The sequence below is a fragment of the Streptomyces atratus genome, from assembly GCF_040655115.1.
Classification (GTDB): Bacteria; Actinomycetota; Actinomycetes; order Streptomycetales; family Streptomycetaceae; genus Streptomyces; species Streptomyces atratus_D.
Map to the genome: position 1 here is coordinate 96,067 of NZ_JBFAJH010000019.1, position 24,856 is coordinate 120,922.

At 69.9% G+C, this 24,856-nt stretch carries 20 protein-coding genes and 2 pseudogenes; 14 read left to right on the plus strand and 8 right to left on the minus strand.

Features of this window, described 5'->3' with window-relative positions:
• The first annotated feature begins 16 nt into the window (after positions 1-16).
• Positions 17-808, plus strand: coding sequence for a metal-dependent hydrolase (locus tag AB0I23_RS21750; protein ID WP_037690242.1), 792 nt, complete (start codon positions 17-19; stop codon positions 806-808).
• Positions 809-832: 24 nt separating this feature from the next.
• Here AB0I23_RS21750 and AB0I23_RS21755 read toward each other — a convergent pair whose 3' ends face one another.
• Positions 833-1,891, minus strand: a complete 1,059-nt coding sequence (locus AB0I23_RS21755) for a LacI family DNA-binding transcriptional regulator (RefSeq protein ID WP_359111441.1) — start codon at positions 1,889-1,891, stop codon at positions 833-835.
• A 117-nt stretch (positions 1,892-2,008) separates the two neighbouring features.
• Here AB0I23_RS21755 and AB0I23_RS21760 point away from each other — a divergent pair, with 117 nt between their 5' ends.
• The 9 genes from AB0I23_RS21760 (at position 2,009) to AB0I23_RS21800 (ending at position 9,466) form a co-directional block, all read left to right on the plus strand.
• On the plus strand, positions 2,009-2,266 hold the full coding sequence (locus AB0I23_RS21760; protein ID WP_359111443.1) for a hypothetical protein: 258 nt from the start codon (positions 2,009-2,011) through the stop codon (positions 2,264-2,266).
• Positions 2,267-2,421: 155 nt separating this feature from the next.
• Entirely contained in the window at positions 2,422-3,627 is a 1,206-nt protein-coding gene (locus AB0I23_RS21765; RefSeq protein ID WP_359111444.1) for an RNA-guided endonuclease InsQ/TnpB family protein, read from the plus strand.
• A gap of 60 nt (positions 3,628-3,687) precedes the next feature.
• Complete coding sequence (locus AB0I23_RS21770) at positions 3,688-3,909, plus strand: hypothetical protein (protein ID WP_359111446.1); 222 nt, start codon at positions 3,688-3,690, stop codon at positions 3,907-3,909.
• 35 nt (positions 3,910-3,944) lie between these two features.
• Positions 3,945-4,826, plus strand: a complete 882-nt coding sequence (locus AB0I23_RS21775; protein WP_359111448.1) for a nucleoside hydrolase — start codon at positions 3,945-3,947, stop codon at positions 4,824-4,826.
• A 147-nt stretch (positions 4,827-4,973) separates the two neighbouring features.
• Complete coding sequence (locus tag AB0I23_RS21780) at positions 4,974-5,318, plus strand: PfkB family carbohydrate kinase (RefSeq protein ID WP_359111449.1); 345 nt, start codon at positions 4,974-4,976, stop codon at positions 5,316-5,318.
• Between the two features lie 105 nt (positions 5,319-5,423).
• A complete protein-coding gene (locus tag AB0I23_RS21785) occupies positions 5,424-6,260 on the plus strand; it encodes an integrase (RefSeq protein ID WP_359111451.1) in 837 nt (278 codons plus the stop codon).
• A 61-nt stretch (positions 6,261-6,321) separates the two neighbouring features.
• Entirely contained in the window at positions 6,322-7,584 is a 1,263-nt protein-coding gene (locus tag AB0I23_RS21790; RefSeq protein ID WP_359111453.1) for an IS701 family transposase, read from the plus strand.
• A gap of 530 nt (positions 7,585-8,114) precedes the next feature.
• Complete coding sequence (locus tag AB0I23_RS21795) at positions 8,115-8,819, plus strand: phosphotransferase family protein (protein WP_359111455.1); 705 nt, start codon at positions 8,115-8,117, stop codon at positions 8,817-8,819.
• Between the two features lie 167 nt (positions 8,820-8,986).
• Positions 8,987-9,466 carry a hypothetical protein gene (locus AB0I23_RS21800; RefSeq protein WP_359111475.1) on the plus strand — a complete coding sequence of 160 codons (480 nt, stop codon included), beginning with the start codon at positions 8,987-8,989 and terminating at the stop codon, positions 9,464-9,466.
• A 30-nt stretch (positions 9,467-9,496) separates the two neighbouring features.
• Here the strand turns inward: AB0I23_RS21800 and AB0I23_RS21805 are convergent, their stop codons facing one another.
• The 5 genes from AB0I23_RS21805 to AB0I23_RS21825 all read right to left on the minus strand — a co-directional run bounded on the left by AB0I23_RS21805 (position 9,497) and on the right by AB0I23_RS21825 (position 18,616).
• Entirely contained in the window at positions 9,497-11,278 is a 1,782-nt protein-coding gene (locus AB0I23_RS21805) for an ABC transporter ATP-binding protein (protein WP_359111457.1), read from the minus strand.
• Entirely contained in the window at positions 11,275-13,194 is a 1,920-nt protein-coding gene (locus AB0I23_RS21810; RefSeq protein ID WP_359111458.1) for an ABC transporter ATP-binding protein, read from the minus strand. Before AB0I23_RS21810 ends, AB0I23_RS21805 begins: the two co-directional genes overlap by 4 nt.
• Positions 13,195-13,391: 197 nt before the next feature.
• Positions 13,392-14,849: a Gfo/Idh/MocA family protein gene (locus AB0I23_RS21815; protein WP_359111459.1), complete on the minus strand. Its 1,458-nt coding sequence runs from the start codon at positions 14,847-14,849 to the stop codon at positions 13,392-13,394.
• A 230-nt stretch (positions 14,850-15,079) separates the two neighbouring features.
• The gene (locus AB0I23_RS21820) at positions 15,080-18,004 is read right to left on the minus strand and encodes an FAD-binding and (Fe-S)-binding domain-containing protein (protein WP_359111476.1); all 2,925 of its coding nucleotides are present in this window, start codon (positions 18,002-18,004) and stop codon (positions 15,080-15,082) included.
• A 165-nt stretch (positions 18,005-18,169) separates the two neighbouring features.
• Positions 18,170-18,616, minus strand: coding sequence for a MarR family winged helix-turn-helix transcriptional regulator (locus AB0I23_RS21825; protein ID WP_359111461.1), 447 nt, complete (start codon positions 18,614-18,616; stop codon positions 18,170-18,172).
• Between the two features lie 117 nt (positions 18,617-18,733).
• On the opposite strand from AB0I23_RS21825, the gene AB0I23_RS21830 reads away from it, so the two are divergent.
• The 3 genes and pseudogenes from AB0I23_RS21830 to AB0I23_RS21840 all read left to right on the plus strand — a co-directional run.
• The gene (locus AB0I23_RS21830; RefSeq protein ID WP_359111463.1) at positions 18,734-20,539 is read left to right on the plus strand and encodes an ABC transporter ATP-binding protein; all 1,806 of its coding nucleotides are present in this window, start codon (positions 18,734-18,736) and stop codon (positions 20,537-20,539) included.
• Between the two features lie 66 nt (positions 20,540-20,605).
• Positions 20,606-21,214, plus strand: a complete 609-nt coding sequence (locus AB0I23_RS21835) for a hypothetical protein (protein ID WP_359111464.1) — start codon at positions 20,606-20,608, stop codon at positions 21,212-21,214.
• A gap of 384 nt (positions 21,215-21,598) precedes the next feature.
• Positions 21,599-21,727, plus strand: a pseudogene (locus AB0I23_RS21840) (endolytic transglycosylase MltG); the annotation flags it as partial.
• Here AB0I23_RS21840 and AB0I23_RS21845 read toward each other — a convergent pair.
• Both AB0I23_RS21845 and AB0I23_RS21850 read right to left on the minus strand, forming a co-directional pair.
• Positions 21,719-22,846: an NAD(P)-binding domain-containing protein gene (locus AB0I23_RS21845; protein ID WP_359111466.1), complete on the minus strand. Its 1,128-nt coding sequence runs from the start codon at positions 22,844-22,846 to the stop codon at positions 21,719-21,721. The pseudogene AB0I23_RS21840 and the gene AB0I23_RS21845 sit on opposite strands and share 9 nt — an antisense overlap.
• A 38-nt stretch (positions 22,847-22,884) precedes the next feature.
• Positions 22,885-23,883: pseudogene (locus tag AB0I23_RS21850) on the minus strand (LLM class flavin-dependent oxidoreductase); the annotation flags it as partial.
• 357 nt (positions 23,884-24,240) lie between these two features.
• Between AB0I23_RS21850 and AB0I23_RS21855 the strand changes: the two are divergent.
• Complete coding sequence (locus AB0I23_RS21855) at positions 24,241-24,663, plus strand: secondary thiamine-phosphate synthase enzyme YjbQ (RefSeq protein WP_359111469.1); 423 nt, start codon at positions 24,241-24,243, stop codon at positions 24,661-24,663.
• The last annotated feature ends 193 nt before the right edge of the window (positions 24,664-24,856 follow it).

Sequence of the window (24,856 nt, forward strand, 5' to 3'; positions counted from 1 at the left end):
TGGGGGCGGAAGAACCATGATGGGACCGGCACACTCGCTGTCCGGGGCGGCGGCCTGGCTGGGGGTGGGCGCGGCGGCGGCAGCCGCGGGCCATACGATGCCGTGGCCCGTGCTGGTGGTCGGCGCGCTGATCACCGCGGGCGCCGCGCTCGCCCCGGACCTCGATCACAAGTCCGCGACCATCTCGCGCGCCTTCGGACCGGTCTCCCGCGGACTCTGCGAGATCGTCGACAAGCTCTCGCACGCCGTCTACAAGGCGACCAGGAGCTCCGGCGACCCGCGCCGCAACGGCGGCCACCGGACGCTGACGCACACCTGGCTCTGGGCGGCGCTGATCGGCGCCGGGGCCTCCGCCGCGGCGATCACCGGCGGCCGGTGGGCGGTCCTCGCGATCCTCTTCGTCCACCTCGTGCTCGCCGTCGAAGGACTGCTGTGGCGGGCCGCCCGGATGTCCAGCGACGTCCTGGTATGGCTGCTCGGCGCGACCAGCGCCTGGATACTGGCCGACGTCCTCGACAAGCCGGGCAACGGCTCGGACTGGCTCTTCAGCGCTCCCGGCCAGGAGTACCTCTGGCTCGGACTACCGATCGTCCTCGGCGCCCTCGTCCATGACATCGGTGACGCGCTGACCGTCTCCGGCTGCCCGATCCTGTGGCCGATCCCGCTCGGTCGCAAGCGCTGGTACCCGATCGGGCCGCCCAAGGGCATGCGGTTCCGCGCCGGCAGCTGGGTCGAGCTGAAGGTGCTGATGCCCGCGTTCATGGTGCTCGGGGGAGTGGGCGGGGCGGCCGCCCTCAACTTCATCTGACGACCCCACCAGGCCGCCGGGGGATCAGGCCGATTCGCGCGGCACCAGACGGTGCGCGAGAACGATCTCCCGGGCCGGGCCGGAGCTCTCGCCCTCCAGCCGGTCCAGCAGCAGCTGCGCCGCCGAACGGCCGATCTCCCGGGCCGGGTTGAGCACGGTGGTCAGCGCGGGCGAGACCAGCGACGCCGCCTCGATGTCGTCGTACCCGGTGATCGCCACCCCCTCCGGCACCCGCAGCTCTGCCGCCCGCGCGGTGTCCAGCGCGCCGATCGCGATCAGATCGTTGGCGCACACCACGGCGTCCGGCGGCTCCGTGGCGTTCAGTACCGCCGTCGCCCCTGTCCGTCCGCCCTCGCGGGTGAAGCTGGTCCAGGCGACCAGCTCCTGGTGCACCGGCAGCCCGGCCGCCTCCAGAGCCTTCCGGTAGCCGGCGAATCGCTCCTCGCCCGGCTCCACCCCCGGCGCGCCCCCGATGTAGGCGATCCGCCGGTAACCGCGCCCCACCAGATGGCTGACCAGGTCGTACATGCCCTCCGTCTCGGCGGCCCGCACCACATCGCCGAGCCCCGGCGCCAGCGGCCCGCCGAGCCGTACGAGCTTGGCTCCCGAGGCCACGATCCCTTCCAGGTCCTGGCGGGTGGCACCGTACCGGCCGACCACGATGCCGTCGATACGGCGCGCCACCAGCTGCCGGATCACCGCGGGCAGGTGCGGGCCGTCCATCGGAGCCTCGCAGACCACGGTGAGGTACTCGTGGGCCAGCGCGATCTCCTGCATGCCCGCGGCGATGGCGGTGTTGAACGGGTTGGTGATGTCCGGGACGACCAGGCCCAGGGTGCGGGTGCGCTGCGTACGCAGTCCGCGCGCCGAGGGATCCGCCTGGTAGCCGAGCCGCTGTATGACGTCCTCGACCCGGGCGCGGGTGGTGGCCGAGACCGGGCGGCGGCCGCTCAGCACATGGGAGACCGTGGTGACGCTGACGCCCGCTTCGGACGCCACATCCACGATCTTGATCCGGCCGGCGCCGTGCACCATCAGCCTCCCGTTGTTGTCCAGGGTTGTTGTCCTGGTGTTCGAGGTCACTCTATCCAACATGCAAAACGTTTTGTATGGTGCTTCCGATCGTGCCGCACAGAGGCCGAGCCAGGTTATGCAAAACGATTTGGAGAACGCGATGTCCATCGCAGGCAGGAGGGCCGCATGACGAGCTCTCCCAGCCGCAGAACCGTGCTCGGCGCCGCCCTCGGCGTGGCCTCGGCGGCGGCCCTGGCCGGCTGCTCGGGCGGCCGGCCGGCGGACGGCAGAACAGCGGTGCGGTTCCTCGGCCCGGAGACCCCCGAGACGTTCCGGGCGGTCATCCACGGCTTCGAACACGCCAACCCGGGTATACGGATCGACTACACGCCGGTCCCGCCCGACCAGCTCGGCGACGTCCTGCAACTGCGGCTCCTGACCTGACCCTGTTCACCGGATTTTTCCCAGGATGCCCCGGGCCTCAGCCCGGGGAGGAATGGGTCCTTGGAGCGGAGCCGCGAAGCGGCGGAGTTCTCTACACATCTGCTCTGACCTGGGCTTTCGGTTGATTGTCAGTGGGCGGGGTTAAGGTCTCGATCATGGCGACGGCACAGGAAACGGCTGAGGGGTCCGGGCACGCCCGGTACACCTTCCGTCTGCGTGTGTCGTCCACTGCCCGCACGGCCTTGAGTGCCGAGTGGGCGCGGTGTCGGTGGGTGTGGAACGAGTGCGTGGCCATGTCTCGCAAGGTCCACGCCCACAACAAGGCCACGGGCGGGAAGGCGACGTGCGGCCCGGCGCAGCTCGACCGGATGCTGACCGAGGCCCGCACCGCCACGGCGTGGTTGCGCGACGGGGCTTCCGTTCCTCAGCAGCAGGTCATCCGGGACTTCGCGAAGTCCCGTGCCAAGGCACAGAAGGACATCAAGGCCCGGCTGCCGATGCGCCGGCGGGCGGGGATGCCCCGGCCGAAGAAGAAGCGTGAGGCGCTGCCGACCCTGAACTACACACGGCGCGGCTTCCGCCTCAAGGACGGCCGCCTGCACCTGGCCGGCGGGATCGTGCTGACCGTGGTGTGGTCGCGGGATCTTCCGGCCGACCCGTCCAGCGTGCGCGTGTACCGCGATGCCGTCGGGCACTGGTACGCCGGCTTCGTCGTGGAGACCGAGAGGGAGCCGCTGCCCGCCACGGGCAGGGTGATAGGCATCGACTGGGGTGTGAAGGAGACCGCGACCACCACCTCCGACACCCATGACTTGCCTCACGCGCAGCACGGCAAGAAGGCCCAGGCGAAGCTGACCCGCTATGACCGGATGATGGCCCGGCGCAAGCCGAAGAAGGGGCAGGCCGCATCGAAGGGCTACCGGCATGCGAAGAAGCTGCGGGCCAAGCTCTGCAGGAAGGTCGCCAACCAGCGGCAGGACACCGCCCGCAAGTGGGCCAAGACCGTGGTCCGCGACCATGACGCACTTGCCGTGGAGGACTTCCGGCCGAAGTTCCTCGCCAAGTCCACCATGGCCCGTAAAGCGGCCGACGCAGCGATCGGCGCGACCAAGCGCGCCCTGATCGAGATGGGCCGCAAGCACGGCCGTGCGGTGCACCTTGTCCACCCCGCGCACACCACCATGGACTGCGCGCAGTGCGGAGCGAGAGCCAAGCACGCACTCCCCCTCTCGGAACGAACGTATACGTGCACCGCGTGCGGAGCGGTGTCCTCCAGGGACAAGAACTCCGCCCGCGTGATGCTCGTCCGGGCTGGTCTCAACCCGGCTGGTGCTGATCTTGTAAGCCCCGCCACCTGCTAGGTGTCAGGCGAAGTGAGCTAGGAATCCCCCTCGCTTACGAGGGGGAGGAGTCAACTTCCAGTGGCAGTCCTACACATGGGCTACATGTGGCCGCTGCTCGTCGGCACCGAACCGGACAAGCAGCTCGGCCCGATCGCCCTCGGCACCCTCCAGGGGCAGATGGTCGTCGACTACGGCCAGTTGTTCGCCGCCGCCGTCGTCCTGACCGTCATCCCGCTCCTCGTACTACTGCGCCTGCAGCGGTACTTCACGCAGTCCATCGCGGGCAGCGGCCTGAAATGACCATCGATCCACCCGCCAACGACCCCAGGAGCAAAGTGAACCAGCCCACGGCAGACGTCCTCCTCGACACCGACATCGGCAGCGACGTCGACGACGCCCTCGCCCTCGGTGTGCTGCTCGGCTCGCCCGAGGCACGCATCGCCGGCATCACCACCGTCTACGGCGACACCTTGCTCAGGGCCCGCCTCGCCCACCGGCTCGGTGCCCTCGCCGGACGCGACCTCACCGTTGTGCCCGGAGCCACCGAAACCCTCTCGGGCAGGGACGCCTGGTGGGCCGGACACGAAGGCCGGGCCTTCCCCGACCTGGAGACGGAACCGGTACGCGACGACATCGCCGCCGACCGCTTCCTGGTCGACATCGTGTGTGCCGAGCCCGGCGCGAGCGATGTCATCGCCATCGCCCCGCTCACCAACATCGCCCGCGCGATCCGTCTCGACGACCGCTTCGCCCCGGGGGTACGCACCCTGTACCTGATGGGCGGAGACTTCGGCCCGCGCGCCAAGGCCGAGCACAACATCGTCAGCGACATCACCGCTGCCCGCATCGTCTTCGGCTCGGCCGTGCGCATCGTGGTCACCGGGCTGGACATCACCACCCGGCTGCGCATCGAGCGGGACGGTGTCGAGACGATCCGGGCGGCCGGCCCGTACGGGGAGGCGCTCGCCCGCGAGATCGACGGCTGGACCGGCTTCACCGGCGAATCGTGGAGCGTCCCGCACGACCCGATCACGGCGCTGTCCCTGCTCCGCCCCGACCTCTACACGACCGAACGCGGCACGGTCGAGGTCACCGACGAGGGGCTGACCATGTTCACGGCCGACCCGGAGGGCAACGTGGACCTCGTCGTCGACGCCGATGTGCAGGCGATCGCCGAGCAGATCGTCGCCCGGATCGTACGGGCCCAGGGCCTCTGAGAGGGGGCGCCATGTCCACCCGACCGGCCTCCACCGATGCCGTCGTGGGCGGCTGGACCGACGCCGACCTCATGACCGCGTCGCACGCCGCCCCGCCACCGGGGAGACCGTGCTCGGCGACCTGACGCCGACGGCAGCGTCCTCCGGGTGACGGGCATCGCGGTCGACGTGGTGGACACGACTGGGGCGGGCGACGCCATGACCGGCGCACTCGCCCATCGCCCGGCCCGGAGCGACGACCTGGTCACCGCGGTGCGGTACGTGGTCAGGGTCGGCGCTGCCGCCGTGCGGGGTGCAGATGCGCAGAGCGCGTACCCCACGGAAGGGGTGGACCTGGCGGGACTGCGGCCACGACGGTGCCCGTGGTGGAAGGCGATCCACCACGGGCGCCCTCGTCGCGTACGCCCGGAGAGCGGGTACCGTGCAGCCGTGACCGGTTCCGTGCAGCGCCCGCTTCTCTTCCTCGACGTCGACTTTACCGACCGCAGGTAGTGCTGCCCGTGATGTCTGCCTGGGCTCGTGACTTGGACGTCATGGGCTCGTTTACCGACCGAGACCGGGACGTCTGTCATGTCCCGGAGTCGGTACGGAGGACAAGTGGTACGGCACGTCGTGGTGGGGGACTTGAGGGTCCAGCGGATCGAGCGGAAGGACGGGCGCCGGTCATGGACGATCGTCTGGCCCGAGGGCACGCTCCACACGGAGGCGGACCGGTTCCTGCGTGAGCACGAGGGCTCGGGCACGCAGAAGACCTACGCGTACTACCTGGTGGATCACCTGCGGTGGCTGGAGCGCGAATGCCTGGCCTTCGACGCGGTCCAACTGCGCGACCTTGAACGCTACATGGGGATCGTCGGCGCCGAGGTCCGCATGCCGCTCGGGGAACCTTGGCGGGTAGGTAAGCGCCCCTACGGCCGTTCCGCGCTGTCCACCGCGGCGGCCTGCTTGAAAGGCTTCTACCTGCGCCAAGCCTCCCTCGGCATCAACGGCGAGCTCGGCAAGAAGCTCGACAATTCCCGGCTGCCGTCGCAGGTGGACCGGCGTCGCTCGTTCCTCGGTCACGTGAAGTCGCCGCTGCCCACGAACCCGCTGGCGCCGAAGGGGCCGCACCGCCGGCACCCGAAGATGCTGCCGGACGGGGCGAGGGAGAGGCTGCTGGAGAAGGTGAACGCCGCCCGGGACCGGCTGGTCGTCGACTGGCTCGCCGACGGGGGACTACGGATCGGCGAGCTGTGCGGGCTGCACCTGGTCGACTTGCACCTGCGGGAGAACGCTGCCTGCGGCGAGTGCCGCACCCCACATCTGCATGTCTGCCACCGGCCCGGCAACCCGAACCGGGCCGAGGCCAAGACCAAACACCCGTGGCAGGTCGAGCGCGGGACGGTCACCGGCGGGCTGATCAAGCGAGTCAGCCCGGCGATGGTGCACTCCTAGTAGGGCTTTGTTAGGTATGCCGATTGATCATCTCCGGATAGGTTGTGATGTTCTTTCAGGTGTGACACCTGAGGAGATGGACACGGTCCGCGCACGCTTGGAGGCGTTCGCGGAGGAGATGCTCGGTTCTCTGGCCCGGCGGGATCAGCGAGCCAAGGGCGAGCTGTACCTGCGCGGGCTGATGCTGGACGGCAAGCGCAAGTCGATGCAGCCGATGGCCGAGCGCCTGGGCGTGGACCACCAGCAGCTCCAGCAGTTCGTGGCCTCCTCGACCTGGGACTGGGCCAAGGTCCGTGAGCGGCTGGCTCGTTGGGCTGCCGCTCACATCTCGCCGGAGGCGTACGCGATCGACGATGTGGGCTTTCCCAAGGACGGCTACGACTCACCGGGTGTGGCGCGGATGTACTGCGGCGCGCTGGGAAAGCGCGGCAACTGCCAGATCGGCGTCAGCGTCAATCTGGTCAGCGACCACGCTTCCTCGGCGGTCAACTGGCGCCTGTTCCTGCCCGAGAGCTGGGACGACACCAAGAACACCGGCGATGCGCTGCTGACCGGGGCAATCCAGCGCCGACGCGCCAAGGCGGCCATCCCCGACAGCGAACGGCACAAGGAGAAGTGGCGCCTGGCCCTGGACATGCTCGACGAGGTCCGCGAGGGCTGGGAACTTCCTGACCTGCCGGTGGTCGCCGACACCGGATACGGCGACGCGACCGGCTTCCGCGAGGGCCTGACCGAGCGCGGCCTGACCTACGCCGTCGCCGTCAAGGGCACCACCACCGCCTACCCGGGCGACGCCGTCCCCGAGCGCCCGCCCTACAGCGGCCAGGGCCGCCCGCCCGGACCCGCCTACCCCGTCCAGCACAGCACTCTGCGCCAACTCGCCCTGAACACAGGGCAATCGGCGGCACGAACCGTGACCTGGCGCCAGGGCAGCAAGACCACGAAGCACAACCCCCGCGCCGAGATGCGCTCGCGGTTCCTGGCGCTGCGGGTCAGACCCGCAAACCGGACGATCCGCCGCGCTGCCGACGGCTCCCTGCCCGAGTGCTGGCTGCTGGCCCAATGGCCGCCCGGCGCCGCCGAGCCCACCGACTACTGGCTCTCCACCCTGCCTGCCGACACCCCGCTGGGCGAACTGGTCCGCATCGCCAAGATCCGCTGGCGCGTTGAACACGACTACCGCGAGCTCAAGGACGGTCTCGGCCTGGACCTCTTAGAGGGCCGCAACTTCCCCGGCTGGCACCGCCACGTCACCCTCACCTCCCTCGCCCAGGCGTTCTGCACCATGCTCAGGCTCGACCCAAAAGCGCCTGCGCCGGCCTGACCCTCTACGCGGTCCTCCGCGCGCTTCAGGCCCTCCTGGCCACCTGGACCGGCGCCTGCTCCATATGCGGCCAATCCGCACCGACACCAGAACCACACCACAGGACCTAACAAAGCCCTACTAGGATCACCACCGAGAACACCACGCTCAAGCAGCGCGTCCGCCAACTCACCACCGACACCCGCACCCTCGACGAGCGACTCAAGGCAGCCCGATCCAACCTCCGCTTCCAAGACCGCCGCATCGCCGACCTCGAAGCACAGATCGCCAGCCCGGGATCAGGCACATGACCCCGTCCCTCTGACCACCTCATGACCAGGCAACCATCCTGGTGACACCATCGGCGAAGTCCGGTGGCGCCCCGAATACTCCAGGGAAAGGGCGGCCCTGCCCCGCGCCTGGCAGGATCGCCTCCCATGAGTTCTGACCGATGGAGCGCCCACACGATCGAGATGGGCCCCGACAGCGGGATCAAGCGCTTCCAGAACGCGGATCGCGAGCGGTGAGAACGCGAGTGGCGTGCCCTGAGGTTGCTCGACACATACGTCCCTGGACTCGCACCACGACCCAAGCCCGCCGACCCCGCCGCCGCAGTGCCCACCGTGGTGATGTCCCGGCTGATCGGCAGACCTCTGCGCGGGCGCCCCATCGACGAGCGGCAGATCAAAGCCCTGGCGGAAGCCGTCGCCGCGCTGCACAGCGCAGTGCCGCCTTCAGCACTTGACCAAGTCCCCCTCAGACCTGGACGCCAAGGCGAACTCATCCCCCACATCGACGCTTGGTCCGCGCGCACCCGGGCTCCCGCCAGCAGCTCTGTGTCCCAGGCCATGGCTGCGGGCGTAGCGTGGCTGGCCAAGTCGGGCCTCGACACTCCGGGCGAGCCATCGGTGCCCACAGTCTTCGGCCCTGGCGACGGCAACCTCGCCAACTACCTTTGGGACGGTTCAAAAGTTCGGGTCGTCGACTTCGAGGACTCCGGCCGCAGCGATCGCGCCTTCGAACTGGCGGAGATCACCGAACATGTGTCGAGCTGGATGGACCACCCTCTTGATGTCCCGGCCTTCCTGGGACACTTCGACCTGACCCCCGCTGAAGCCTCCCGGTTCCGAGAGTGCCGACGGCTCCTCGCCCTCGTCTGGCTGTTCCTGCTCTCATTCGACGATCCGGACCATCCCAGAAACCCCCCAGGCACTGCGGATCGACAGGCCAACCGTCTGCTGGAACTGCTGGGCTGAAAGAACATCCCGCCCCCTCGCTGGGCGGGATGCGTTGTTGCACCGGACCACTCGGACGAGCGACAGCATTGGCCCAACACCAACGTCGCAGACATGTAGTCTATGAATCGTCGCAGTTCAGAGGAAGTTCACGAGCTTCTGCGGTCGGTAAAGTCGACGGGCCGCTCATTCCGTTCGGAGCGACGCCGCAACAGCGCCCGGACGGGTATCCGACGTACCGCGCGGGGGCGGCACCCGGGCGGGCCGGGTCGAATCCCCTTCTGAGCAGGATCGATCCCGCACTCGGGCCCCGGCTGACGGCGCTGGGCTGCGATCTCCTCTGGGCCACGACCTGGATGGACGAGGCCAACGAGTGCATCGCACCGTGGCTCGGCCTGCCGGAGCTGCCTGTGGTGGCCTGGCCGGAGCCGGCGTACGAGGACGAACTCGACCGGCGGGACGGGCTGCACTGGAAGACGCGCCCCCTCGCCGACCGCGCGGCAGGGCGCCCCTTCGTCTGGGTCGACGACGAGATCACCGGCACCGACCGGGCCTGGGTGGCCGCACATCACCCGGTGCCGGCCCTCCTCCATCGCGTCGACCCCGCCCAGGGGCTCACCGACGCGGACCTCGCTGTTCTGGACGCGTGGCTGCGCGCGGACCGGTGACGGTCCGCGCGCCACCTCCGTCTCCTTGGCTCAGCCGTGCCAGGACCGCCACAGCGCCGCATACGCGCCGTCCGCCGCAACCAGCTCGTCATGGCTGCCCAGTTCGCTGATCCTGCCGCTCTCGACCACCGCGATCACATCCGCGTCATGCGCGGTGTGCAGCCGGTGCGCGATCGCCACGACCGTACGGCCGTCGAGCACCCGCGCCAGCGAGCGCTCCAGATGGCGGGCCGCCCGCGGGTCCAGCAGCGAGGTCGCCTCGTCCAGCACCAGCGTGTGCGGATCGGCCAGCACCAGCCGGGCCAGGGCGATCTGCTGCGCCTGCGCCGGGGTCAGGGCCAGACCGCCCGAACCGACCTCGGTGTCCAGACCCTCGCCCAGCGCCTTCGCCCAGCCGTCCGCGTCGACCGCGGCGAGCGACGCCCACAGCTCCGCGTCCTGCGCGCCGTCACGGGCCAGCAGCAGGTTGTCGCGGAGCGAACCGACGAACACATGGTGCTCCTGGTTGACCAGCGCCACATGCGTACGCACCTGCTCCGCCGTCATCTGCGACAACTGCGCACCGCCCAGAGTGACGTCACCGCTGCGCGGGGCATAGATCCCGGCCAGCAGCCGGCCGAGCGTGGACTTGCCCGCACCGGACGGGCCGACCAGCGCGAGGCGGGTGCCCGGGGCGACGTCGAGGGACACCTTGTGCAGCACGTCGACCCCGGCGCGGTAGCCGAAGTGCACACTGTCCGCCCGGACGTCCCGCCCGTCCGGGGCGACTTCCGTGTCGCCCGCGTCCGGTTCGATGTCCCGCACGCCGACCAGCCGGGCCAGCGACACCTGTGCGACCTGCAACTCGTCGTACCAGCGCAGGATCAGACCGAGCGGGTCGACCATCATCTGCGCCAGCAGCGCACCCGTCGTCAGCTGTCCGACGGTGAGCCATCCCTCGATGACGAACCAGCCGCCGAGCATCAGCACCGCGCCGAGGATCGTCACGTACGTGACATTGATGACGGGGAAGAGCACCGAACGCAGGAACAACGTGTACCGCTCCCAGGCCGTCCACTCCTTGATCCGCCGGTCCGACAGCGCCACCCGGCGCGCGCCGAGACGGTGCGCCTCCACCGTCCGTCCGGCGTCCACGGTCTCCGCCAGCAGCGCGGCGACCGCCGCGTACCCGGCGGCCTCCGAGCGGTACGCGGACGGCGCCCGGCGGAAGTACCAGCGGCAGCCGAGGATCAGCACCGGCAGCGCGATCAGTACGGAGAGTGCCAGCGGGGGAGCGGTCACGGTGAGCGCACCGAGCAGCAGCCCCGCCCACACCACACCGATCGCCAGCTGCGGCACGGCCTCCCGCATCGCGTTGGCCAGCCGGTCGATGTCGGTGGTGATCCTGGAAAGCAGGTCACCGGTCCCGGCCCGCTCCAGCACGCCGGGCGGCAGCCCGACCGACCGTACAAGGAAGTCCTCGCGCAGATCGGCCAGCATCTCCTCGCCGAGCATCGCGCTGCGCAGCCGCATCATCCGGGTGAACACGGTCTGTACGACCAGTGCGAGCCCGAACACCGCGGCGGTGCGCTCCAGATGGAGGTCGGCGACCCCGTTCGACAGGTCCTCGACCAGTCCGCCCAGCAGATACGGCCCGACGATCGAGGCGATCACCGCGACGGCGTTGACCGAGATGAGCACGGCGAACGGCTTGCGGTGGCGCCGCATCAGGTCCCGTACATAGCTCCGTACGGTGGTGGGGGTGCCGACCGGCAGCGTTGTCGCCGACTCCGGGGCGGCCGGGTCGTACGTCGGTTGTGCGACGCCGATCATGCCCTCTCCTCGATTCCTTCGATCTCTTCGATCGCCTTGGTCCCGCTGACTTCGCTGATCCCGTCGATCCCGTCGATCCCGTCGATCCCGTCGATCCCGTCGATCTCGTCCGGTGCGGTCAGTGCCGCGATCTCGTCGTCGGTCTCCCGGGTGACGACAGCTCGGTACCGCGGTTCGGTGTGCAGCAGTTCGCGGTGCGTACCGACCGCTGTCACGGTGCCCCGGTGCACCAGCACCACCCGGTCCGCGAGGTCCAGCAGCAGCGGTGACGAGGCGAACGCGACGGTCGTACGACCCTGGCGCAGCGCCTTGATACCGGCGGCGACCCGGGCCTCGGTGTGCGAGTCGACGGCGGACGTCGGCTCGTCGAGAACCAGTGCCTCCGGATCGGTGACCAGGGAGCGGGCCAGGGCGAGCCGCTGCCGCTGGCCGCCGGAGAGCGACCGGCCGCGCTCGGTGATCCTGGTCGTCATCGGATCGCCGTCCCCGGTCACCGAGGCCTGTGCCAGCGCGTCGAGCACGTCGTCGCACTGGGCGGCGGCAAGCGCCTCCTCGGCGGTCACCTGGCCGGACGACGGCACGTCCAGGAGCTCCCGGAGCGTTCCGGAGAGCAGCACCGGGTCCTTGTCCTGGACCAGCACCGCGGTTCTGGCGGCCGTCAGCGACAGCTCGTCCAGCGGTACGCCACCGAGCAGGACGGACGGGTCCTTCTCCGGCGACGGCGAGCCCTCGGGAGCGTCGTCCGTCGGGTTCTGCTCCGCGGCCGGCTCGGCGTGCCCGCCGAGCCGTTCGGCCAATCGGCCGGCCTCGTCCGGGTCGCCGCAGACCACCGCGGTGAACCTGCCCGCGGGGGCCATCAGTCCGCTGACCGGGTCGTACAGATCACCGGAAGGCACCACGTCGAGGGTCGACGGCTCGACGGTGCGGTCCAGCGACAGCACCCGCACGGCCCGCTTGGCGGACGGCCGCGAGAAGGAGTACGCCATCGCGATCTCCTCGACGTGCCGCAACGGGAACAGCATCAGCGTCGCCGCGCTGTACACCGTGACCAGTTGGCCGACCTCGATCCGGCCCTCGCGGGCCAGCGTCGCCCCGTACACGACCAGCGAGATGAGCAGCACGCCCGGCAGCAGCACCTGGATCGCCGAGATCAGCGACCACATCTGCGCGCTGCGGACGGCCGCCCTGCGGACCTCCTGCGAGGCACGCCGGTAGCGGCCGAGGAACAGCTCCTCGCCGCCGATCCCGCGCAGCACCCGCAGCCCGGCCACGGTGTCCGACGCCAGTTCGGTGGCTTTTCCGGCCTTCTCGCGCTGAAGGTCCGCGCGTCGGGTGGCGCGGGGGAGCAGCGGCAGCACGGCCAGTGCCAGGAACGGCATCGCGAGTGCCACCAGCAACCCCAGCGACGGCAGATAGAGGACGAGTCCGACACAGATCAGCACGAGAGCGACGGCGGCAGCGGCGAAGCGGGAGAGTGCCTCGACGAACCAGCCGATCTTCTCGACGTCGCCGGTGGACACCGCGACGACCTCGCCCGCGGCGACCCGGCGGGTCAGTGCGGACCCGAGTTCCGCGGTCTTGCGGGCCAGGAGCTGCTGGACGCGGGCGGCGGCGGTGATCCAGTTGGTGACGGCGGTCCGGTGGAGCATGGTGTCGCCGACCGCGATCAGCACACCGAGGACGGCGATCAGCCCGCCGGCCAGCGCGAGCCGGCTGCCGGAACGGTCGACGACGGCCTGCACGGCGAAGCCGACGGCCAGCGGCAGCCCGGCGACGGAGCACTGGTGCAGCAGGCCCCAGGACAGGGACTTGAGCTGTCCGCGGATCTGGTTGCGGCCGAGCCAGACCAGGAAGCGTGGGCCTGACCGGACATCGGGATCGCCAGGATCCGAGTACGGAAGATCGCGAATGTGCATGACGTCCCATGGTTCTGAGGATCGGTTTGTTCGGTGACTGACTCAAACCGTGCAAGGTTCACCCGGGGTCCCCGGTGGAGGCAAAGGGTTTTCTCCACGGAATGCGTATTTCGCGCCATGGTCACCGAGCCGGCCGTGGGAGGTCGCACTGCGGGGCCCGGCCCTTGCGGCCGGGCCCCGCGGCGTCGCGCCGGCCGTCAGGCCTCCGCGGGCTTCTCCGAGTCCATGCCGGGGCGGACGTTCTTCCACTCGCCGCGGGTGAAGTCCGGGATCTGCTGCGGCGCGCCCTTCGCCTTGATGGAGAGGTGGCTGAGCGGTACGGGAGACGTCCAGGTCGCCGCGTCGTACACATCGAAGTCGGGAACGAGCCCCAGACGCATGCACTGCATCAGCCGGAACACCAGCATGTAGTCCATTCCGCCGTGCCCGCCGGGCGGGTTGGCGTGTTCCTTCCACAGCCAGTGGTCCCAGCCGGCGTACGTGCCGAAGTCGCCCCAGCTGTCGTTGGTGTGGTCGGGCTCGATATAGATGCGGGCCGGATAGTCCTCGAAGAGTCCCTTCGTGCCGCCGAGGCTGTTGATCCGCGAGTACGGATGCGGCGTGGACACGTCGTGCTCCAGCCGGATGACCCGTCCCTTGGCGGTCTGGACGAGACTGATCGTGCGGTCGCTCTCGATATAGGTCTCCTTCCAGCTCGGGTCACCTGCCGGCATGTGCTTCTTCCGGTACTCGGCGAGCCCCAGGGACGGCGAACCGACGCTGGTGATGCTCACCGCACGGTCCCCGCGGTTGAGGTCCATGTAGTTGGCGACCGGACCGAACCCGTGGTTGGGGTAGAGGTCGCCGCGCAGCCGGGTGTGCCACAGCCGGCGCCAGGGACCCTCGTAGTAGTCCGGGTCGAACATCAGGCCGCGCAGATCGTGGTTGTACGCGCCCGCGCCGTGCAGCAGGTCGCCGAAGAGACCGGCGTGCGCCATGCGGAGCACCCGCATCTCGTTCCGCCCGTAACAGCAGTTCTCCAACTGCATGCAGTGCCGTCTGGTGCGCTCGGAGAGATCGACCAGCTCCCAGAGCTGATCGAGCTGGAGAGCGATCGGACACTCCACCCCGACATGCTTGCCATGGAGCATGGCGGTCTTCGCCATCTCGAAGTGGAAGTCCCAGGGAGTCGCCACATGGACGAAGTCGATGTCCCCGCGCTTGCAGAGATTCTCGTAGTCGTCCTCGCCGTTGGTGTAGACGGCGGGCGCCGGCTGACCGGCGGCGGTCACCTTCGCGGCGGCCCGCTGGGCCTTCTCCTTGACCGGGTCGCACACGGCGACGACCTGCACTCCGGGGACGGCGAGATAGAGATCGATCATGCTGCCGCCGCGGTTGCCGAGGCCGACCAGGCCGACCCGGACGGTGGAACGCCCTTCGAACGGCACTCCCACCATGGTGGCGCCCTGGCGCTGCGGCGTGGCCGTTTGCGCCTGTGCACCAGCGGCGGAATGGGTGCCGAGGGGGGTGACGGCGGATGCGGTGCCGCCGAGACCGCCCAGTCCGAGCCCGGCACCGGCCGCGCCGGCGGCGGTCGTCCACAGGACCGAACGACGGCTCATCGAGCCGTCGTCACCGTCCTCCGTACCGTGGTTCTGCTGTGCTGCGTCGTTCATCGATCCTCCAGGAGGGGGGTCTGACGTGCGCGGCTGTTGCTCTGAACCTCGGTCACGACCTTGATAGTTGAGACTGCTGATACGCAAGGGGAGGGTTTGGACTCTCGAAACCGAAACCATGGACTTTTGTGCGCGGCTCACCGGGTATCCGGGAGAACGCCGACCACCGGGCCCGGCGGATGGGGCCGGACCCGGTGGTCGGTTGCGTACGCGGTCGTGCGAGAGACGTATCAGGGGCGCGTCGCCCGCTCCAGTTCCATCAGGACCGAGTGGTACGCGCGCCCCGTGGCCCGGTCCATGCCGATCTCGCACATCCGGTTCGCGGAGAGATAGGCGTCGTACTCACGGGAGTTGACCTCGGCCGCCTCCTTCGCCGTGGCCGACGCGGTCAGCTCCTTGTGCAGCATCCCGCGGTCGCCCGCGAACGCGCAGCACCCGGCGTCGTCCGGTACGACGACCTCCTGCGCACACGCCTCGGCGACTGTACGCAACTGCTCCACGTCGCCGAGATGCTGCATGGAGCACGTCGGGTGCAGCACCGCCGAGCCGGTCTTCCGCAGGATCGTCAGTTCCGGCAGCAGCTCGTCGGCCGCCCAGACGAGGGAGTCGACGACCGTCAGCTCCCGGTGCAACTCCCGGTTGTCCTCGGTGAGACAGGGCACCACCTCATGGGCGATGCCCAGCGCGCACGACGAGGCGTCGACGACCAGGGGCAGCTTTCCGCCCGCTGTCCAGCCCCAGGCGGCCTCCACAATGCGGTTGGCCATCACGGCGTTGCCCTCGTCGTAGCCCTTGGAGTGCCAGATCGTCGCGCAACAGGTCCCCGCGACGTCCCCCGGGATCCACACCGGCTTTCCGGCACGGGCCGAGACGGCCACGACGGCCTGCGGCAGCGACGGGCCACGGTGGCCGTCCGGGCCGCCGAAGATACGGTTCACGCACGCCGGGTAGTAGACGGCGCTCGCCCCGACCCGCGAGGTGCGGGGCAGCTTGCGGGGCGCGGCGCCGGGGATCTCGGGCAGCCACTCGGGCACCAGATCGGGGCGTACGGCCTTGCGGGCGAGCCCGGTGACGGTTTCCAGCAACCGGTCGCCGATCCTGTCGGCCGCCGCGACCGCGAGCCGCGCCGAGGCCTCCACCGCCCTGAAGTTCCTCGCGGTGAGTGCCGCGATCCGTTCCTCACGCGGTGAGTGCCGTTGGTGGCGGAAGTCCTTCATCATGGCGCCGGTGTCGATGCCGACCGGGCAGGCGAGTTTGCAGGTGGAGTCACCGGCGCAGGTGTCAACGGCCTCGTACCCGTACGCGTCGAGGAGCCCGGTCTCCACCGGTGAACCGCCGGGCTGACGCATCATCTCCCGTCGCAGCACGATCCGTTGACGCGGACTGGTGGTGAGGTCGTGACTGGGACAGGTCGGTTCGCAGAACCCGCACTCGATGCACGGGTCGGCGATCAGCTCGACCTCGGGAATGGTCTTCAGCCCGCGCAGATGGGCCTTCGGGTCACGGTCGAGGACGATTCGCGGCGCGAGCACCCCGTCGGGGTCGATGACCTGCTTCGTACGCCACATCAGCTCGGTCGCCTTCGGGCCCCACTCCAGCTCCAGGAAGGGCGCGATATTGCGGCCGGTGGCATGTTCCGCCTTGAGTGAGCCGTCGAAGCGCTCCACGGTCAGTCGGCAGAAGTCGTCCATGAATGCGGCGTAGCGGTCGACATCGGACGGCTTCGCCGCGTCGAACGCGAGCAGGAAGTGCAGATTGCCGTGTGCGGCATGGCCCGCGACGGCGGCGTCGAAACCGTGGGCCGCCTGAAGCCCGAGGAGAGCTTCGCAGGCGTCGGCGAGCAGCGACGGCGGGACCGCGAAGTCCTCCGTGATCAGTGTCGTACCGGACGGGCGGGCGCCGCCGACCGCGGTGACGAACGCCTTCCGGGCCTTCCAGTAACCCGAGATGACCTTGGCCTCGCCGGTGAACTCATTGGTCACCGAGGCGACCGGCGCGACAAGGTCCAGCCCCTCGACGACCGTGGCCGCCGCCCGCTCGTACGCCTCCTGCCCCGGCTCGTCCGGAGCCCGGAACTCCACCAGCAGCGCCGCCGTCTCCTTCGGCAGCCCGGCCCAGTCCGCGGGCACGCCCCGGACGCTCACCGACGCCCGCAGCGTGTTGCCGTCCATCAGCTCGACGGCGATCGCCCCCGCCTCGTTGAAGCGGGGCACGGCAGCGGCGGCGGCGGTCAGCGAGGGGAAGAAGAGCAGGGCGCTGGAGACCTTCCGGTCCAGCGGCAGCGTGTCGAAGACGACCTCGGAGATGAATCCGAGGGTGCCCTCCGAGCCGACCATCAGTCCGCGCAGGATCTGTACGGGGGTCGAGCCGTCCAGGAACGCGTCGAGCCGGTAGCCGTTGGTGTTCTTGATCTCGTACTTGGCGCGGATCCGGGCGGTCAGTGCCGCGTCCGCCTCGATCTCCGCCTTCAGGGCCAGCAGCCCCTCGCACAGCTGTGGTTCGGCGTGGGCGAGCAGTTCGTCCGCCGCCGGATCGGCCGTGTCGACGACGGTGCCGCTCGGCAGCACGAAGGTGAGCGAGGCGACGGTGCGGTACGAATTGCGGGTGGTGCCCGCGGTCATTCCGGAGGCGTTGTTGGCGACGACCCCGCCGATCGTGCACGCGATGGCGCTGGCCGGGTCGGGGCCCAGCAGCCTGCCGTACCGGGCGAGGGTGGCATTGGCGCGCATGACGGTGGTCCCGGGGCGGATCCGGGCCCGCGCACCGTCGTCCAGCACCTCGATGCCCGCCCAGTGGTGGCGGACGTCGACGAGAATGTCCTCGCCCTGCGCCTGGCCGTTCAGACTGGTGCCCGCGGCCCGGAAGACGACTTCGCGGCCGTTGCCGTGCGCGTACGACAGGATCGCCGAGATGTCGTCGATGTCCTGCGGGACGACGACGACCTGCGGGACGAACCGGTAGGGACTGGCGTCGGAGGCGTATTTCACCAGGTCGGAGACGGTCCACAACACCTTCTCCGGCCCGAGCAGCGCGGTCAGTTCGCCGCGCAGCGGCTCGGGCGTGCCCGTGGCCCGCACGTCGGGGACCCGGTCGGGGGACGGGGTGCGTGCCGCACCCGGGCGGAGGACTTCCGGCTTCGGCTCCAGCAGCGGCATGGCGATGGTCCCCTCGGTGGGTCGGTGCGGTACTCCCACCTTTCTACCAGCGAAGATTCACGCCGCTTCTGATCGGTGCCAGGCCTCGAGGCCTGGCCGGCGAACCGGCCCGGCATGGGCTGCGCCGACTCGCCCCGGCACCCGGCACAATCCGGAGGGGGAGCCTCAGAGGCAGCGACGCTCCGGCATTCCCGCGACCAGAGCGGACAGGAGCCCGCCCAGCACCCCGCGCTGATCGGCGGTCAACGGGGCCAGGATCTCCTCCGCGGCCGCCCTGCGTGCGTCGCGCAGCGAGCGCAGCGTGGCGCGGCCCTCGTCGGTGATCTCGATCCGGACCACCCGGCGGCTGTCCGGGTCCGGGGCGCGGCGCACCCGTCCGCTCGCCTCCAACGCGTCGACCAGGCTGGTCACGGCGCGTGGCACGACGTCCAGGCGCTGCGCGAGATCCGCCATCCGGGGCGGCCCGTCGTAGTGGGCGACCGTGCGCAGCAGCCGGAACTGGGCCGGCGTGATGCCGATCGGCTCCAGCTGGCGGCTCTGGATGCGCTGGAGCCGGCGGGTGAGCCGCAGCAGCTGCTCGGCCAGCAGGCCGTCGGAGTCGGGGGAGTCCATGGGGGAACAATATCAGGACGACGTTCATTGTGAGTATAGGTAACAATGAGCTATGCTCCCAAAGGTCGGACTGCCGCCTGCGGCCGTCTCTCTCCGTCACGCCTGCCGAAGGAGCCCATGAAACCCGACGAACCCACGTGGACACCCCCGCCCAGGGACGGTGCGCGGCCGCCCGCCGAGCTGCGCCGCATCCTCCGCCTCTTCCATCCGTACCGCGGTCGGCTCGCGTTGGTCGGACTGCTCGTCGGCGCCTCGTCGCTGGTGTCGGTCGCCTCGCCGTTCCTGCTCCGCGAGATCCTCGACACGGCCATTCCCCAGGGGCGTACGGGACTGCTCTCGCTGCTCGCCCTCGGCATGATTCTCACCGCCGTGATGAACAGCGTCTTCGGCGTCCTGCAGACGCTGATCTCCACCACCGTCGGCCAGCGCGTCATGCATGATCTGCGCACGTCGGTCTACGCCCAGCTTCAGCGGATGCCGCTCGCCTTCTTCACGAAGACCCGCACCGGCGAGGTGCAGTCCCGTATCGCCAACGACATCGGCGGCATGCAGGCCACCGTCACCTCCACCGCCACCTCGCTGGTCTCCAACCTCACGGCGGTCATCGCCACCGTCGTCGCCATGCTGGCGCTCGACTGGCGGCTCACTCTCGTCTCGCTCCTCCTGCTGCCGGTCTTCGTCTGGATCAGCCGCCGGGTCGGCCGCGAGCGCAAGAAGATCACCACCCAGCGCCAGAAGCAGATGGCCGCCATGGCGGCCACGGTCACCGAGTCCCTCTCCGTGAGCGGCATCCTGCTCGGCCGGACGATGGGCCGGGCGGATTCCCTCACCCAGGGCTTCGCCGAGGAGTCCGAGCGCCTGGTCGACCTCGAAGTGCGCTCCAGCATGGCCGGACGGTGGCGGATGTCGACGATCGGCATCGTCATGGCCGCCATGCCCGCCGTCATCTACTGGGCCGCGGGACTCGCCCTGCAGTCCGGCGGACCCGCTGTCTCCATCGGCACGCTCGTCGCCTTCGTCTCGCTCCAGCAGGGCCTCTTCCGGCCCGCCGTGAGCCTGCTCTCCACCGGAGTGCAGATGCAGACGTCCCTCGCACTCTTCCAGCGGATCTTCGAGTACCTCGACCTCCGGGTGGACATCACCGAGCCCGAGGAACCCGTCCAACTGGAGAAGATCCGCGGCGAGATCCGCTTCGAGGCCGTGGACTTCAGCTACGACGAGAAGAGCGGCCCGACCCTCAGCGGCGTCGATGTCACCGTGCCGGCCGGCGGCAGCCTCGCCGTTGTCGGACCCACCGGTTCCGGCAAGTCCACGCTCAGCTACCTGGTGCCACGGCTGTACGACGTCACCGGCGGCCGGGTCACGCTCGACGGCGTCGACGTACGCGAACTGGACTTCGACACGCTCGCCCGGGCCGTCGGCGTGGTCTCCCAGGAGACCTACCTCTTCCACGCATCCGTCGCCGAGAACCTGCGCTTCGCCAAGCCGGACGCGACGGACGCCGAGATCGAGGCGGCCGCCCGCGCGGCACAGATCCACGATCACATCGCCTCGCTGCCCGACGGCTACGACACCCTGGTCGGCGAGCGCGGCTACCGCTTCTCCGGCGGCGAGAAACAGCGACTGGCCATCGCCCGTACCATCCTGCGCGACCCGCCCGTCCTGATCCTCGACGAGGCGACCAGCGCCCTTGACACCCGTACCGAATTCGCCGTGCAGAAGGCGATCGACGCACTGTCTGCCGGGCGCACCACGATCACCATCGCTCATCGCCTCTCGACCGTTCGCGACGCGGACCAGATCGTCGTCCTCGACGGCGGCCGGACCGCCGAGCGCGGCAGCCACGAGGAGCTGCTCCAGCAGGACGGCCGCTATGCCGCGCTTGTCCGCCGGGACACCCAACTCGCCCCCGTGGCAAGCTGATCGGGACCCGGGGAAGTGAGCACTGGGGGTGCGGGGCCGGTTCTCCGTACGGCATGGTCGCCGCTCATGAGAGCTCTGCTCGGGGTGGAACTCCCCGGATTCCGGCCCGTGGACCATGACACATGGGCGAACGACGACGGCGATGTGCTGTCGGTGCATTTCTTCGGACTGCCGCCGGACCTGCCGGCGGGTCTCGACGACGGCCCCACGCTGCGGCATTCGCTCACCCACTACACCGCGCAGGCGGGCGGCGGCCTGATCGAGGCGTCGGTGAAGCGCCTGGGGGAGCTGCCCGCGCTGCGTCAGATACTCAAGCTGCCTCTGCCGGGACAGCAGCACGGGCAGGCGTTCATCGGAAGCTTCACCGTGCCGCGCGCCGGGTGCAGCACGGTGGTGAAGGTCCAGGCGGCCGAGCATGGCATGACGGGGATGCGGGAAGCGGTGGTGCTGGCGAAGGTGGGTCCGGAACATTACTTCCCGCCCCACCCCTACGCTCCTGACGTCCAGGGCGGACTGCCGTTCCACGCGGCGGACCACGAGCGGTGGGACGCCGAGTTCCCGGACCACCCCCTCACCCGGGTCCGCCGCACCCTCGGCGCGCTCGCGGAGACGGTCACCGTGGTACCCGAGTTCGCCGCCCTGCCCGAGTTCACCGGGCCGGGCAGCCGAGGCTGAGACCGCACACGCGACGGCGCCGCCGCTCCCGTGGGACGGGGAGCGACGGCGCCGGGGCGGAGCAGAGGTCAGACGAGCCAACCCACGAAGTGGACGAGGCCGGCAAGCAGGTTGGTCAGGACGTTCATCAGGTTTTTCTCCTCGTACGTGGTGCATCTCTGGGACAGCGCAGTCGCGGTCTGCAGCCCGTTGTTTGCGCCCTGTAATCATCAGGCGCCGCAGGTGAGTTGAGCAACGATCGGCCATACGATCACGCGTTCCAGCGAACACCCGATCCCCTGTTCGCGTGTTCTGTCCTCACGGTGGGGTGTTGTGTCGTCCGGCCGAGCCGCCGACGGCCCGGGACAGTGTGCCCGCACGGCGAACGAGTTCCCTTTCACGTGCAACATCGTTTCCGTCTACCGGAGCGTGACCATCGCCGGCATCGTGCAGGCCGAGGCGGACACCACGGACGACATGGGCAAGGCCGCCCGGGGCGTCTACAACCGGCTGGCCAAGGGCATGTCACACCAGAGCGGCGGCGTGCTCGCCCCCGCGGCCGACGGCGTCGTCCCCGCCGGCCTTCAGCAGTTGCCTGACGGCACGCGCCGCCGCCCGCCCCGCCCGATTGGCACCGATGGTGCTCGCCGATGGCCCGTAACCGACCAGATGGATCCGCGCGTCCCGTACGGCCTGCGTGCCTTCGACCTGGATGCCGCCGCCGGGCTCGCGCAGCCGCAACGGCGCGAGATGGTCGATGGCCGCGCGGAACCCGGTCGCCCAGAGGATCACATCGGCGTCCACCGTCCGCCCGTCGTCCCAGGCCACCCCGGTCGGAGTGATGCGGTCGAACATCGGCAGCCGGTCGAGCACCCCCTCCTCCCGGGCCCGCCGCACGGCGTCGGTGACCGGCAGCCCGGTCACGCTCACCACGCTCTGCGGCGGCAGCCCCCGCCGTACGCGCTCCTCCACCATGGCGACGGCGGCCCGGCCCTGGTCCTCGCCGAACGGCCCCTCCCGGAAGACCGGTGGCCGACGCGTCACCCAGAAGGTGTCCGCCGCGACCTCGGCGATCTCCATCAGATGCTGGGTGCCCGAGGCGCCACCACCGACCACGACCACCCGACGCCCGGCGAACTCCTGGGGCCCCGGATAGTTCGCGGTGTGCAGCTGGCGGCCCCGGAAGGTCTCCTGGCCCGGGTAACGCGGCCAGAACGGCCGGTCCCAGGTGCCGGTGGCGTTGATCAGGGCGCGCGTGGCATGCGCACCCTCGGTGGACTCGACGAGCAACCGCCCACCGGCGCCCTCCCGCACCGCACTCACGTCCACGGGCCGGTGGATCCGCAGGTCGAAGGTGCGCTCGTACGCGTCGAAGTACTCGCCGATCACCTCGGAGGACGGACGGCTCTCGTCGGCGCCGGACAGTTCCATGCCGGGCAGCGCATGCATGCCGTGGACCTTGCCGTACGTCAGTGAGGGCCACCGGAACTGCCAGGCCCCGCCCGGACGGGGCCCGTGGTCGAGCACGACGAAGTCGCGGTCGGGCTCCAGACCTGCGCGGCGCAGATGATAGGCGCCGGACAGACCAGCCTGTCCGGCGCCTATCACGACCACGTCCACTTCGCGTGCTGCCCCGACCCCAAAGTTGTTCACGCTTCTACCAACCACGTCGGGCTCGGGGATCTTCCCGGTCAGCGGCCCCCGGCGATCAGCAGCGGCGCCCCGCCCGTAGCGGACGCCCGTTCGGAGCGGACGCCCGTACGGCAGGAACCCCCAGCAGCGGCGACGCCGGAACGGTCGACAGCAGACCGCGCGCCACCGGCTCCGGTGTCACGCCCTCGCCGAACCAGTACGCCTCCTCCAGATGCGGGTAGCCGGAGAGCACGAAGTGGTCCGCGCCGAGCGCGTGATACTCCTCGATCCGGTCCGCGACATCCGCATGGCTGCCGACCAGAGCCGTGCCCGCGTCGCCCCGCACGTCAGACCGACGCCCGCCCACAGGTTCGGCGCGATTTCCAGCCGGTCGCGCGGGCCGCCGTGCAGGGCCGGCATCCGCTGCTGCCCCACCGACTCGCTCCGTCTCAGCGACCGCTGCGCCGCGGCGATCGTTCCTGGATCGAGATCGCCCAGCAGCCGGCCCGCGGTCGCCCACGCCTCCTTCGCCGAGTCGCGCGAGACGGTGTGCAGTGGGATCTCGAACCGGACCGTACGGCCCCGCTCCTCCGCGAGCCCGCGGATCCAGTCGATCTTCTCCTTCACGGCGGCCGGCGGCTCGCCCCAGGTGAGACAGACATCGGCATGCGCGGCGGCCGCCGGCCCGGCCGCCGCAGACGACCCGCCGAAGAAGACCTCCGGCAGCGGGTCCGGTGGCAACGCCGTCAGCCCGCCCTCCACCCGGTAGTGCTCACCGTCGAAGTCGTACGGCTGCCCGCTCCGGGCGCCCTGCAGCACTGGAAGGAACTCGGCTGCCGCGCATAACGCCGGTCGTGATCCAGATGGTCACCGAACCGCTGCTGCTCGGTGGAGTCGCCGCCCGTCACCACATTGAGCAGCAGCCGCCCCCGGGTGATCCGCTGATACGTCGCGGCCATCTGTGCGGCCAGTACCGGCGAGATCACCCCCGGCCGGAACGCCACCAGGAACTTCAGCCGCTCGGTGTGCTGCGCCGGCGCCACTGTCGTCAGCCAGGCGTAGAGGCGAGGGCATGGCCAAGAGGCATGGGAGCTCCACGAGCAGTCCACGGACAGGAGGCGACGCACCTCGACGCCCGAGCGCGGGACCTCATCGGCGGCAGGGGTGAGGCGGAAGGAAGAAGCCAGGTCCGGTCGGGCAGAGCCCCCGGTCACCGGCGGGAAACGTGCTGAGAGAACGTCAGCAGCCGTGACAACACGCGGCGGAAGTCACCCGCAGCAGGTCGAGGTGACCGTGCGAAGTGAGCAGGGCCGAACGGAACATGTCGCCGAACGTAGCGATGCGTTCCGGAACCGGTCAATGGTGTCTCGGCACGTGAACGCCTCATCTCGCGCCGCGGGCGAGAAGATGAGGGCATGTCCGATGCCTTCAGCACCACCGTTCTGTACATCACCACCGGCGCGACCGAGACGGTCACCGATCTGACCCATGACTGCGAGGAGTTCCTCACCCGAACCACCGGCGGCAGGGACGGACTCCTCAACATCTTCGTACCCCACGCAACCGCCGGAATCGCCATTCTGGAAACCGGCGCAGGCAGCGACGACGACCTCCTGGCCACCCTTCACACGCTGCTGCCCGTCGACGACCGCTACCAACACCGCCACGGCAGCCCCGGCCATGGCCGCGACCACGTACTCCCCGCCCTCGTCCCGCCGCACGCCACGCTGCCTGTGATCGGCGGACGACTGGAACTCGGTACGTGGCAGTCCGTGTGCCTGGTCGACACGAACATCTCTAAAGACAACCGTCAGGTTCGTCTGAGCTTCCTGGGCTGACCAAGATCGCTCCCAGGGGCCGTGCCGCCGATTCTCCGTACCATGCGTGCGCGGACGGAGAGAATCTTGCACGGCCCTCCCTGTCAGACTCTCGTGAGACATGAGGACAATCGAGTCTTCTGTTGTTAGCAGGGCGAGAACAGGATCTTTCGAACGTGACGCTGAGCAGTGCCGACCTTGAGGCCGGTGTGGC